At 56.5% G+C, this 12485-nt stretch carries 12 protein-coding genes; 9 read left to right on the plus strand and 3 right to left on the minus strand.

Features of this window, described 5'->3' with window-relative positions:
* Positions 1-46: 46 nt before the first annotated feature.
* Entirely contained in the window at positions 47-532 is a 486-nt protein-coding gene (locus GGQ73_RS08785; protein ID WP_210290066.1) for a GNAT family N-acetyltransferase, read from the minus strand.
* A gap of 132 nt (positions 533-664) precedes the next feature.
* On the opposite strand from GGQ73_RS08785, the gene GGQ73_RS08790 reads away from it, so the two are divergent.
* Positions 665-1342, plus strand: a complete 678-nt coding sequence (locus tag GGQ73_RS08790; protein WP_183895617.1) for an SDR family NAD(P)-dependent oxidoreductase — start codon at positions 665-667, stop codon at positions 1340-1342.
* A gap of 146 nt (positions 1343-1488) precedes the next feature.
* Positions 1489-2481 (plus strand): serine hydrolase domain-containing protein, encoded by a 993-nt coding sequence (locus tag GGQ73_RS08795; protein WP_183895619.1) that lies wholly within the window; start codon positions 1489-1491, stop codon positions 2479-2481.
* On the opposite strand, the gene GGQ73_RS08800 is transcribed toward GGQ73_RS08795, so the two are convergent.
* Positions 2478-2831: a lysozyme inhibitor LprI family protein gene (locus GGQ73_RS08800; protein WP_183895621.1), complete on the minus strand. Its 354-nt coding sequence runs from the start codon at positions 2829-2831 to the stop codon at positions 2478-2480. The genes GGQ73_RS08795 and GGQ73_RS08800 overlap by 4 nt on opposite strands.
* A gap of 165 nt (positions 2832-2996) precedes the next feature.
* Here GGQ73_RS08800 and GGQ73_RS08805 point away from each other — a divergent pair, with 165 nt between their 5' ends.
* Both GGQ73_RS08805 and GGQ73_RS08810 read left to right on the plus strand, forming a co-directional pair.
* Positions 2997-4403: a DegQ family serine endoprotease gene (locus tag GGQ73_RS08805; RefSeq protein ID WP_183895623.1), complete on the plus strand. Its 1407-nt coding sequence runs from the start codon at positions 2997-2999 to the stop codon at positions 4401-4403.
* Positions 4400-5716: a replication-associated recombination protein A gene (locus GGQ73_RS08810; protein ID WP_183895625.1), complete on the plus strand. Its 1317-nt coding sequence runs from the start codon at positions 4400-4402 to the stop codon at positions 5714-5716. The genes GGQ73_RS08805 and GGQ73_RS08810 overlap by 4 nt, the downstream gene beginning before the upstream one ends.
* A gap of 7 nt (positions 5717-5723) precedes the next feature.
* On the opposite strand, the gene GGQ73_RS08815 is transcribed toward GGQ73_RS08810, so the two are convergent.
* Positions 5724-6047 (minus strand): DUF1883 domain-containing protein, encoded by a 324-nt coding sequence (locus GGQ73_RS08815; protein ID WP_183895627.1) that lies wholly within the window; start codon positions 6045-6047, stop codon positions 5724-5726.
* 317 nt (positions 6048-6364) lie between these two features.
* Here GGQ73_RS08815 and GGQ73_RS08820 point away from each other — a divergent pair, with 317 nt between their 5' ends.
* The 5 genes from GGQ73_RS08820 (at position 6365) to GGQ73_RS08840 (ending at position 12481) form a co-directional block, all read left to right on the plus strand.
* Positions 6365-8182: a methyl-accepting chemotaxis protein gene (locus GGQ73_RS08820; protein ID WP_183895629.1), complete on the plus strand. Its 1818-nt coding sequence runs from the start codon at positions 6365-6367 to the stop codon at positions 8180-8182.
* A 188-nt stretch (positions 8183-8370) separates the two neighbouring features.
* Positions 8371-9300: a hypothetical protein gene (locus GGQ73_RS08825; protein WP_234910918.1), complete on the plus strand. Its 930-nt coding sequence runs from the start codon at positions 8371-8373 to the stop codon at positions 9298-9300.
* 184 nt (positions 9301-9484) lie between these two features.
* Positions 9485-10672 carry an extensin-like domain-containing protein gene (locus GGQ73_RS08830; RefSeq protein ID WP_183895631.1) on the plus strand — a complete coding sequence of 396 codons (1188 nt, stop codon included), beginning with the start codon at positions 9485-9487 and terminating at the stop codon, positions 10670-10672.
* 112 nt (positions 10673-10784) lie between these two features.
* Positions 10785-11723, plus strand: coding sequence for an ABC transporter ATP-binding protein (locus tag GGQ73_RS08835; RefSeq protein ID WP_174153339.1), 939 nt, complete (start codon positions 10785-10787; stop codon positions 11721-11723).
* Positions 11720-12481 (plus strand): ABC transporter permease, encoded by a 762-nt coding sequence (locus GGQ73_RS08840; RefSeq protein ID WP_174153338.1) that lies wholly within the window; start codon positions 11720-11722, stop codon positions 12479-12481. The genes GGQ73_RS08835 and GGQ73_RS08840 overlap by 4 nt, the downstream gene beginning before the upstream one ends.
* Positions 12482-12485: the final 4 nt, after the last annotated feature.

The raw sequence follows: 12485 nt of genomic DNA on the forward strand, positions 1-12485 counted from the left end.
CCTCGGGCTTGTCCCGAGCATGACGTGCAAGGGACCTATACTGTCTTCACCCAACGGCTTTTAACTCGTAGCAGCGCAGCGCCACCATCTTGTTGCGTTGCTTGCAGAATGACTGCGTTCGCCCGACATCGCTAAATCCAAGCTTCTCCATCAGATGGCATGATCCCCTGTTGTCGCTGATCGGGTTTGCATGAAGCGTGGTTATCTTCATGTGCGCAAAGGCATGGTGTATGACGAGCTGGCTGGCTTCTCGACCATAGCCTTGGCGCCATGCGCTGCGGCCAAGCCATAGGCCGAATTCACCGGATAAACCGATGAGACCAATCAAGCGACCATTGTCGATGGCCCAGACGGGCAACTTCTTATTGCGCAATCGCAAAATCAACCTTCGCGCATCGTTGATGGTGAAGGGATATGACGTGCGCAGGAGATTGCGCAGCACCAGTGGATCATTGGTGATCCGCGCCAGTTGAGGCGCATCGGTTATGTCGAACGGTCGAAGAACGAGACGGTCCGACTTCAACCGGGGCACTTGTTGGTCCAGTGATCGCATGTGTCTCAGCATGGACAATTCGGCTGCTGATGCCAACCTTGTTTTCGAACGGGGGAACCGCATCTTTGCAACCACGTTGCCAGACAGTGAGAAAACAGGATTTGAAAACCAATGAAACGTGCAATCGTGACCGGCGGTGCCGGTTTGATCGGAACCAGTATTATCGAAGCTCTTTTAAAAGATGGCTGGACTGTCGCTTCTTTCGATATCAGGGAGAGCAGGACGAAGGCGCAGCACATCCAGTGTGATGTGGGCGACGAGGCGTCCGTCCTGCAGGCCTTCCGGCAGCTCGGCTGGAACGGACTGGAGCTTCTCGTCAACAATGCAGGTATCGCCGGACCCAACACTGGACCGATCCACGAATTGTCGCTCTCTGACTGGCGCAAGGTGACCGACAGCCATCTGACCGGTGCGTTTCTGATGACCAGGTCGGCGGTTCCGTTGATGGGTGAGGGCGCCGGTATCGTCAACATGGCGTCCACGCGCGCCTTCATGTCGGAGCCGGAGACGGAAGCCTATGCGGCATCCAAGGGCGGATTGGTGGCGCTGACCCACGCATTGGCGGTCAGCCTCGGCCCGAACATTCGCGTCAACGCCATCGCGCCGGGCTGGATCACCGGTGAGGCCGATCTGCGTAAAAAAGACAACGAGCAACACCCGGTGGGCAGGGTAGGCCGCCCGCAGGACGTCGCAGATGCCGTTGTCTACCTTGCTGGTGCTGGCTTCATGACCGGGCAGGTGCTGGTGCTGGACGGAGGCATGACGAAGAAGATGATTTACGAAGAATAGCCGCTCGAAAATGATTCAATGCGTTACCAGACTGATTCAATAAAGCGTTGGAAGTCGTTGTTCGCGTACGCCTTGTCATGTGTTAAAGAAGTCACAAATGAGTGAGGGGCCTTCTGCTTCTTTCGAAAGGCATTAACTAAGGCATCATGAAACGCCGCACAGCACTTGCCCTCATCGCTTCTCTTCCACTCGCTTCAGTCGTGCGCGCGCAGACGCGGGATGGTGTACCGAAGCTACTCGAAAATGCCGATGCGCTGGATAGTTTGAAGACGGTCATCGTCAGCATCGATGGCCGGGAGGTCGCTAGCCGCGGATTCAAAGGCGCGTCTTTGAATGGCTCGACCAACATCAAGTCGGCGTCAAAATCCATTGTGTCTGCGCTTGTAGGCATTGCGATCGATCGAAAAATATTGGAAGGCGTTGACCAGCCGATCGCCTCCGTGTTGCGAACGGATTTTCCGCCCAGCCCCGATCCTCGCCTGGAGCAGGTGACCATTGGCAATCTCTTGTCCATGCAATCTGGTCTGGAAAGAATGTCGGGGCCAAATTACGGTCGCTGGGTTTCCAGCCGAAACTGGGTGCGCATGGCGCTCGGTTCCGGTTTTGCAGGCGAGCCCGGCGGAGGGATGTTGTATTCCACAGGGTCTACGCATTTGCTTTCGGCCATCCTGACGAAAGCGTCAGGCAAATCGACGCTGGCCCTGGCGCGGGACTGGTTCTCGCCGCTTGACGGCTTCTCCATTGGCTCATGGGAGCGTGACCCTCAGGGCATCTATCTGGGTGGAAACCAGATGGCGATGACGGCTCGGTCTCTCCTGGCATTTGGTGAGCTCTACCGCAGGGGTGGTGTCACGCAGGATGGAGAGCAGATCGTTTCGCAAAACTGGATCGATCAGTCCTGGGTCCGGCGTACAAATTCTGTCTTCAATGGGGATGGTTACGGCTACTGCTGGTTCATCAAGGAAATGGCTGGCGAAATGGTTTATTACGCGTGGGGCTATGGTGGCCAGATGCTCTACATCGTACCTTCGAAGAAACTGTCGGTCGTCATGACATCGCGCGATGACGCACCATCTGCCCGTACCGGATATCGCGACCAGTTGCACGGGCTGATGGGTGGAATCATTTCAGCGGTTTAAAGCGGTCTGTTGATGTTGAGAAAAGCTTCGCCGAGTTTCTTCATGCGCTCATCATAAGCGGTGGTGAGGCAGGCGACATCAGCGGCGCAGGTCTGGCGCTGTTTCAGCCATTCACTCTGCTGGGTCTTTAGTTCATCGCGCGCGCCCATGGCCATCAATTGTGTCAGGATATCGAAGGTCGTCGCCATGCGAACGTCCTGATCGTTCAGTGCCCGGTTTTCACAAATCGCCTTTTCATCTGCGGCGAGGTCTGCCTTTGCGCAATCAAAGCTTGCGGCGCCCACGGGCGATCCATGAGAGTATGAGGCGATAACAATCAGAGCAGCAAGACTATGTTTCCTGAAATGCATGTGGATCTCTTTTCCATGATCGGGCTTATAGAACGTCTAAAGCAGCAAACGTGGCAACTTGTTCCATTCCGTCGTTTAAGCCACAGTCCGTCATGATCTTGCCGCCCTTTGATTTATAGGCTCAAGCGTTATAACTCCATCATATTGATGAGGATGAGGAATCACATGCCGAGCATGTTGAACTATTTAACAACCGGACTGCTGGCGACGATGCTCGTTCTACCGGTTCCGGTGCACGCGCAGGACAATAAAACCGTGCCTGCGAACACCACCGAAATGCAGCTATCCTTTGCACCGCTGGTCAAGCGAACGGCTGGCGCTGTGGTCAACGTGTACGCAGAACGGCTTGTTCAAAAACGGGCCTCGCCCTTTGCGGGCGATCCGTTCTTCGAGCAGTTTTTCGGTCAGCAATCACCGAACCGGACCGAAAAGCAGTCTTCGCTTGGCTCCGGCGTCGTTGCGACCGCAAGCGGACTTGTGGTGACCAACAATCACGTCATCGAGGGCGCCGATGATATCAAGGTGGCGCTTGCCGATGGTCGTGAATTCCCTTCAAAAGTTTTGTTGAAGGATGATCGCCTCGACCTTGCCGTTCTGCAGATCGATGCCAAGGAGGAGTTCCCCGTTCTGGCGCTCGGCAATTCCGATGCAACAGAAGTCGGTGATCTCGTGCTGGCCATCGGCAATCCCTTTGGCGTCGGGCAGACGGTGACCAGCGGTATTGTTTCGGCCCTCGCACGCAACCAAGTGACCCAGGGCGATTTCGGCTTCTTCATCCAAACGGATGCGTCGATCAACCCAGGTAATTCTGGCGGTGCCCTCATGAACATGGCGGGTGAGTTGATCGGCATCAACACGGCCATCTTCTCGCGCGGTGGGGGCTCCAACGGTATCGGCTTTGCCATTCCGGCCAATCTGGTACGCGTCTTCCTCGCAGCAGCCGAAAAGGGCGATACCACTTTCCAGCGTCCCTATGTCGGTGCAACCTTCGATCCCGTGACGTCGGAAGTGGCCGAAGCGCTGGGCCTCAAGCGTGCCCGAGGGGCGCTTGTCGTCGGAGTGGTCAAGGACGGGCCTGCCGAAAAGGCAGGTATCGAGCCAGGGCAGGTGGTGACGGCTGTCAACGGAATTGCGGTGGAACATCCGGATGCGCTGGGCTACCGCCTCACCACGGCTGGAATCGGCAAGTCTGCGACCATCACTGTGATCGACAAAGGCAAAGAAAGAAACGTCACCATCGCGCTCGACGCGGCGCCGGAAACGGCACCGCGCGATGAACGTCTGCTGGAGGGACGCAATCCCTTTGCTGGTGCGACAGTCGCCAATCTTTCGCCCAAGCTTGCCGATGAGTTGCGCATGCCGACCAGCACCACAGGTGTTGTCATCATGGATGTGAAGCGCAATTCGCCCGCATCTCGCGTCGGTTTTCAGCCCAAGGACATTATCGTCTCGCTGAATGGTGCGGATATGACGTCTACTGCCAATGTCGAAAAAGCGCTGGAGGACAATCCGGGCTTCTGGCGTCTGGAAATCGTTCGCGATGGTCAGCGTATCCGGCAATTCCTGCGATGAGTGGCGATCTCTTCGCCCCACAGATCCCAGCAGAGGTCGCCAATCGGCGGCCTCTGGCGGACCGTTTGCGCCCGACAACGCTTGCAGAGGTTACGGGGCAGCAGCATCTGACGGGGGAAGAGGGCGTTCTGCGCCGGATGATCGAGAGCGGCTCACTGGGCTCGATGATTTTCTGGGGCCCTCCCGGCACCGGCAAGACGACGGTTGCAAGGCTTCTCTCAGGCGAGGCGGGACTGGCCTTCGAGCAGATATCCGCCATCTTTTCCGGCGTTGCCGATCTCAAGAAGGTGTTTGAGAGTGCGCGCACCCGGCGCATGAACGGGCGGCAGACATTGCTGTTCGTGGACGAAATCCATCGCTTCAACCGCGCCCAGCAGGACAGTTTCCTGCCTGTTATGGAAGATGGTACCATCATTCTCGTCGGTGCGACGACCGAAAACCCATCCTTCGAGCTCAACGCGGCTCTCCTGTCGCGCGCGCGTGTCCTGACATTCAAATCGCATGACGAGGAAAGTCTGTCTGAACTCCTGACCCGCGCCGAAAGCGTCGAGGAAAAACCGCTGCCGCTGACCAACGATGCCCGCGCCTCGCTGATCCGCATGGCAGATGGAGACGGTCGGGCAGTTCTGACGTTGGCGGAAGAGGTCTGGCGCGCTGTGCGCAAGGACGAGATCTTCGACACGGAAGGCCTCACTCACATCGTGCAGCGTCGGGCGCCAGTTTACGACAAGGCTCAGGACGGCCACTACAACCTCATCTCAGCGCTGCATAAATCCGTGCGCGGTTCCGATCCCGATGCGGCACTTTATTACCTGTCGCGCATGCTCGATGCGGGCGAAGACCCGCTTTATCTGGGGCGCCGACTGGTGCGCATGGCTGTAGAGGACGTCGGGCTTGCCGACCCGCAAGCGCTGGTCATCTGCAACGCCGCCAAGGATGCCTATGATTATCTCGGTTCTCCCGAGGGCGAACTGGCGCTGGCGCAGGCCTGCGTCTATCTCGCAACAGCACCCAAATCCAACGCCGTTTATACGGCCTACAAAGCGGCTATGCGGGCGGCCAAGGAAAACGGGTCGCTGCTGCCGCCGAAGCATATTCTCAATGCGCCGACCAAACTGATGAAAAGCGAAGCTTACGGCGATGGCTATCGTTACGACCACGACGAGCCGGATGCTTTTTCAGGGCAGGATTATTTCCCGGAGAAAATGGGACGCAAAACCTTCTATGATCCGCCGGATCGCGGTTTCGAGCGGGATATTCGCAAACGTCTGGATTGGTGGGCGAAGTTGCGCCGCGAGCGAAACGGTCAATAGGGCGTCACTAGCCCATTGCTTCAGCTTTTTCGCGAACGGGCGTCATGGCACTCGGCGGCAAAATCTTGACAGCAGATTCCGCTAGCGTGTGATGGCCTTCGCAGTCCACAATCAGGTGCCAGTGGGATGTTTCGGGAATTGTCACCCGTAGGGGAGACCTTTTGGCCACGCCACCCAGATAGTTGAAATCCAGCATTTCGATGAAGCGCTGATAATCACCCGATGTCATCAGTCTAACATTGTTCACCGCGTTCAGCGATACCTCGATGATCGCGCCTGTGCGCAACTCTTTCAGGTCATAATGGGTGAAGGGAAAAGCAGGCACGACCATGGATTAACCCGTCTGTATAGAAGCGTCCCATTAAGTTACGCCTCTATAATTAACGCTTCCTTTCGACATTCCCCGCCACAGCCAGTTACAGAGTATCTCCATAAAAAATGGTGATGAAAAATGTTTGCTGATGTATTTATCACGAGACTTTCAATCAGACGTTAGCCCGTATTTGGCTTAGCCGATAAGATCGAGAAGGCGCACGAAAAGAGCCCGTCGGCTTTCAATCTTTAAGTTCCATCTGATCCTGGTTTATTCATCATCAATATTTATCAATTATCATATTTCATATTATAACAAATGAGGAGGCGAACAGCATGAAGCACCTGACAATTTCGATGCGTCTTTACGCGCTCGTTGCGATGTTTCTTGTCATCATGGTCGCCGCTCTTACATCCAGTTTGTTTGGTAATTACCAGGGAATGGAGCGAGAGCGGAAAGCAGGACTTGAATCAATGACCCAGACGGGTGTCGGTATTCTTGACCAATATTACAAGCTTGAGCAAAGCGGTGCACTGACACGGGAGGCGGCGCAACAGCAGGCCAAGGCTATCATTGCGTCGATGCGCTATGAGAATGGCAGTGGTTATTTCTGGATCAACGACATGGGTCCGACGATGGTCATGCACCCGGTCAAGCCCGAGCTGAATGGAAAAGACCTTTCGACGAACAAGGACCCGAACGGGAAGTTTCTGTTCGTAGAATTCGTCAATACCGTCAAGGCGGGTGGTAAAGGCTTTGTCGATTACTACTGGCCCAAACCCGGTTCTCCCGATCCGGTTGAGAAGTTTTCACACGTTGCCGGCTTTGCGCCCTGGGGCTGGATTGTAGGTACCGGCGTTTATGTGGATGACCTGAAGGCTGCGTTTTGGGGAGAGGCGCTTTGGGTTGCGGGACTGTGCATATTCAGCGCTATCATCGTTCTTGTTGCTGCGACCTTTGTCGTGGGCGGCGTGACGCGGCCGATTGCACGCCTCAAGCAAAGCATGGGTAGCATCGCCGATGGCGACGGGAACGCGCAGGTGCCCTTCACCGATCGCCGAAACGAAATCGGTGCCATGGCGAAAACACTTCTGGTTCTTCGCGACTCCGTTAACGAACGCACCCAGTTGCAGGTCCGTGAGGCCGAACAACAACGCGCGCTCGAAGAGAGCCGCCGCAGCAACGAGGAAGCCGTCCACGCTGCGTCCCATCAGCAAGCGCGTGCCATGGCTGAACTCGCACAGGCGCTTGAGCGCCTCGCAAAGGGTGATCTCACCGTTCAGGTTGGTTCCATCGGCCACGAATATGAAAAGCTGCGGACTGACTTCAACAGCGCAGTGGGCGAATTGCACACCGTTATTGGTGCTATTGCCAAGACCAGCCATGTCGTTAACGACAGCGCCTCCGATATCAGCCAGGCCACCGGCAACCTTTCCAAGCGCACGGAACAGCAGGCGGCTGCTCTGGAAGAAACAGCCGCTGCGCTGGATGAGATCACATCGACCGTTCGCACAGCGTCTGATCGTGCCAACGAAGCGCGCCAGATGGTGACGGAGACGAAGAGCAGTGCTGGTCGCTCCGGTGATATCGTCCGCAATGCGGTGGATGCGATGAACCGCATCGAGGACTCCTCCAAGAAGATCGGTCAGATTATCAGCGTCATCGACGAAATCGCTTTCCAGACCAATCTTCTGGCCCTCAATGCCGGTGTCGAAGCTGCAAGAGCAGGCGAGGCCGGTCGCGGTTTTGCGGTTGTTGCACAGGAGGTGCGTGAGCTTGCTCAGCGTTCCGCCAACGCCGCCAAGGAGATCAAGTCGCTCATCAACAGCTCGGCCGAGCATGTCGGTAGTGGCGTGTCGCTTGTCCGCTCCACCGGTGATGCACTGGATGAAATCATGGTTCTGGTCAATCGCGTCGATGGTCACGTCAACACGATTGCAACGGCGGCGCGCGAACAGGCAACCGGTCTCCAGGAGATCAACACCTCCGTCAACCACATGGACCAGATGACGCAGCAGAATGCGGCAATGGTGGAAGAAACGACGGCAGCCAGCCAGACACTGGCAGAAGAAAGCCACCAGCTTCGTTCGCTTCTGTCACGGTTCCAACTCGAGGGTGAAACCGCAGGCCAGCGTATGTCACGTGCGGCTTGATCCCCTGCTTTACCACGCAAGGGCGCCCGCTGCGGGCGCCTTTTTTTGTTCCGCTCAAACAAACACGTCTTCAGGCATTTCGAAAATCGCCACATCATTTCATCCAAAAGCTTTAATTTCGCCCTATTTGCGCTCGCATTAGTTTTGTCTTTCTTGTTCGATACGACTTTTGTGATGAGGAGATAGGAATGCCATCCACGCCGTTATCCGAGCTTTCAGGCTCACGCGCCATGGCACAAGACAACGCGCTGCAGCTTTTTCCGCTCAAAAGCGGCCCTCATTTTGGCGATGCCAGCCTTTCACGCGGGGCAAGCGGGGTCGTCTTTACGGGCTTCACCAGAGATGCGCGCCCCGATAATGACGCCTTCTCGTGCTGCGGAAGCTACACGCTGCGAAACTCCGTTCATGCCGCCATCGCTGGTACCACGTCGGACGGTTGCACCGTTTTCGCACTGAAAAGTGTTATAGACCGTCGACCATGCCTCGCCGTTGGCGGCTTCGATTGTGATGGAAAGCCAGTCGAGTTAACAAACGCACAGTTCGAACAGGTGACGGCACCTTTGTTCAATTTTGCCAGCAATGTTTCCCCCATTCTGGGAAATGAGCCTGCCCCCGGCATTCAGCTTCGCAACGGCAATTCGACCTACGGCTTCCAATACAATGCGCGCAGCGAGCGTTACGTCTTCAGCTACAACAATCGGTTTGCGGATGGTTTCCACAGCAGCGGTCCAGCGGATTTCGAGGCCACGCACAATCTGTCTGTTGAGTCTGACGGCCGTCGCGTGTCCAAGCTCAGTGCGGGCGGCAGTCTGCGGCAGATGGACCAAGCAGTTTCGGCAAGCGCGTTTCAGGATTTGACGTCGCGCGGTTTCGAAGCGACTTTGCAAAACGGCAAAGCCACCGCCTCCATTGCCAAAACGTTGATGGGTGACGCGCAGACGCGAAAGATCAGCCTCGGTTACGACCGAACATCAATTTTCCACGAAAAGACCGCTGACGGCAAGGTGACGGAACGGCTGGAACACCGTCTTGACGATGTGACGCTGGAAGTCTCACGCACCCGGGATCGCGAAAGGGGAACCGAGTATATGTTGACCTTCAAGTTCAAGCTGCCCTGAGCGGCACCCTTCAGAGAACGCATCGTTGACAAGAGCCGGGCAACCCAAAGGTCGTCCGGCTTTTTGCATCCAAGCAATCGTCCATGAGTATCCGTGCGCTCGCACATACGGTTCGTTTACCAAATTTGTTTAAGATTCGATTCGATTGCCGCGCTTTGCGGCCGCTGAAGGTACGGGTTCTGGTATGGCGTATGTTTCCCTTCCGCGTCGCATCGTGACGTTGCTGATGATCTCCACGGTGATGGTGTCCTGTTCGGCAGAGGGGCTCGTGCCGCCCGCCGAGGTAGACGGTTCGACACGCGTGAGCTCCATTCGCTCAACGCACCAGCAAAGCTACAGCGCACCGCCTGCAAGGGTCGCCACGACCCAGCCCGAAAGCGATGACGCACCGTTATCCCAGCCTATGCCCGAGCAACCTGCTTCGCGCGATCCACTGTTGCAGGCGGGGGCGGGTGAGCAGTATTCGACGTTGGATGCGCAGCAACAGCGCCTTGGCGGAGAAAGCCCGCAGCCATCGAGCGAGATGGCGGAAGGCGAGGGTGGCGTCAACATGGATGACGGCCTGGGCGTCGCACCGGTCCGCGGCCTAGCCGAAGAGCAGGACCTGGATGTTTCCGGTGGTCAGGCGCACCAGCCCATGCTCGATGAGGCGGAGAGCCAGATGCCAATGTCTCCCGCTCCACGCAGACAGTCGGTCAGCCAGTCCCGTCTCATTCCACCACCGGGGGAGGGCCAGCGCCAGCCGGTGCAGGACGTCGCGATGCTGATGCCGGAAAACCCTGCTCAGGAACGTCGCATGTCGTCACCGCCGGGCATGATGCCGCAATCTGAAGTGTCGTGCCGCTCTGAACTGCGCAGGCTGGGTGTTGCGTTTCGTGACGTTGCGCGCGTGTCCGATGGTCCGACCTGTGGCATCGATTATCCCATCGAGCTATCGGGCCTTGCCAGCGGTGTGGCGATCCGGCCTGCGGTGAAACTCAATTGCCAGGTCACGCTGGCCTTTGCCAAATGGGTGAAGTTCGAACTCGTGCCGTCTTCGCGCTTCCGCTACCTCTCCGGCGTGGAGCGGATCACACCGATGGGTGGTTATTCCTGCCGCAAGATGAACTCGCGCTCCAGCAACCCATGGTCTGAACACGCGCGCGGGAATGCTATCGATATCGGAACCATCACGCTGAAGAACGGCAAGGAAATCGATGTGCGTTCAAAGAACTTCTTCGCCTTCCGCGAAAAGGGTCTTCTGAAAGCGGTGCGCAGCGACAGCTGCAAATATTTCTCCACGGTGCTTGGTCCCGGCAGTGACCCTAGCCACTGGAACCACTTCCATTTCGATCTTCGCACCCGCAAATCAGGCTATCGCCACTGCAGTTGAGTATGATCGGCTAAGCAACGCTTAAATTAAGGTATGATATCGCGGCGGGGATGGCTTTTAAGCAATCTGGAACCTATATGCTGTCCAGCAAGATTGTGTTGAAAGATGTCTGATGAACTCTCCCCAAACGCCAATCGTTTCCATCCAGAACCTGACGAAGTCCTACGCCAACGGCTTTCAGGCCCTCAAGGGTGTTACGCTTGATATCTACAAAGGTGAAATCCTTGCGCTTCTCGGGCCGAACGGTGCGGGTAAAACAACGCTGATTTCCATCATCTGCGGTCTGGTCAATCCCGGTAATGGTCGCGTGCTGGTGGGTGGCCACGATGTCGTCGGTGATTTTCGCAAGACGCGCGAGCTCATCGGTCTCGTGCCGCAGGAATTGACGACCGACCAGTTCGAAACCGTTTTAAACACGGTGTCATTCTCACGGGGCCTGCACGGGAAGAAGAAGAACCCGGAGCTGATCGAAAATATTCTCAAGTCGCTGTCACTCTTCGACAAGAAGGACAACATGCTGCGTGAGCTGTCTGGTGGCATGAAGCGGCGTGTGCTGATTGCCAAGGCGCTGGCGCACGAGCCGCAGATCCTGTTTCTGGACGAACCGACAGCGGGCGTCGATGTGGCCTTGCGACGGGATATGTGGAAGGTTGTGGCTGACCTTCGCGCAACCGGCGTCACCATCATTCTCACCACCCACTACATCGAAGAAGCCGAAGAGATTGCCGACCGTGTCGGCGTCATCAATAGCGGTGAGTTGCTGCTGGTTGAAGACAAGACCGCCCTGATGCAAAAGCTTGGTCGCAAGCAGCTTTCGCTGGAATTGACCGAGCCGGTGACCGTCTTGCCGGATAGTCTGTCCGGCTTCAAGCTGACGCTGTCTGACGATGGCACCTGCCTCACCTACGAATATGAAGGCAGCGGCGAACAGGGCCGGATCGCCGATCTGCTGGCGGCGCTGTCTGCTGCGGGTATTCACTTCAAAGATATTTCGACACGCCAGAGCTCTCTCGAAGATATTTTCGTAGCGCTGGTGGGAGGTCAAAAATGAACTTCGAGGCCATCAAATCCATCTATCTCTTCGAAATGGCCCGCACACGCCGCACCCTGTTGCAGAGCGTGGTATCACCGGTCATTTCCACCTCGCTCTATTTCATCGTGTTCGGCACGGCCATCGGGTCGCGCATTCAGGAAGTCGATGGCGTCTCCTATGGCGCGTTCATCACGCCGGGCCTCATCATGCTGACACTGCTGACTCAGTGCATCAGCAACGGCGCTTTCGGCATCTATTTCCCGAAATTCACCGGCACCATCTACGAAATCCTGTCCGCGCCCGTTGCCATGACGGAAATTCTGGCCGGCTATGTGGGGGCCGCCGCGACCAAGGGACTGTTGATCGGCACGATCATCCTCATCACCGCGTCGTTTTTTGTCGATGTGTCGATTGCTCATCCGTTCGTGATGCTGCTGTTCTTTGTCCTTACGGCCATCAGCTTCAGTCTCTTTGGCTTTATCATCGGCATGTGGGCCTCGAATTTCGAGCAGCTCAATCTCATTCCCATGCTGGTCGTGCCACCGCTGACGTTCCTTGGCGGGAGCTTCTATTCCATCAGCATGCTGCCGCCCTTCTGGCAGACGGTCAGCCATTTCAATCCGGTCCTCTATCTCATCAGCGGTTTCAGGTGGAGCTTCTATGAGATTTCGGACGTCAATCCGCTTCTCAGTCTGGGCATGGTTACCCTATTCCTGGCGGCTTGCCTCGGGGTTATCGGCTGGATGTTCAAGACCGGATACAAGCTGAGAAACTGATACC

Origin of the sequence: Rhizobium skierniewicense, from assembly GCF_014196515.1 — a bacterium.
GTDB classification, from domain to species: domain Bacteria; phylum Pseudomonadota; class Alphaproteobacteria; order Rhizobiales; family Rhizobiaceae; genus Agrobacterium; species Agrobacterium skierniewicense.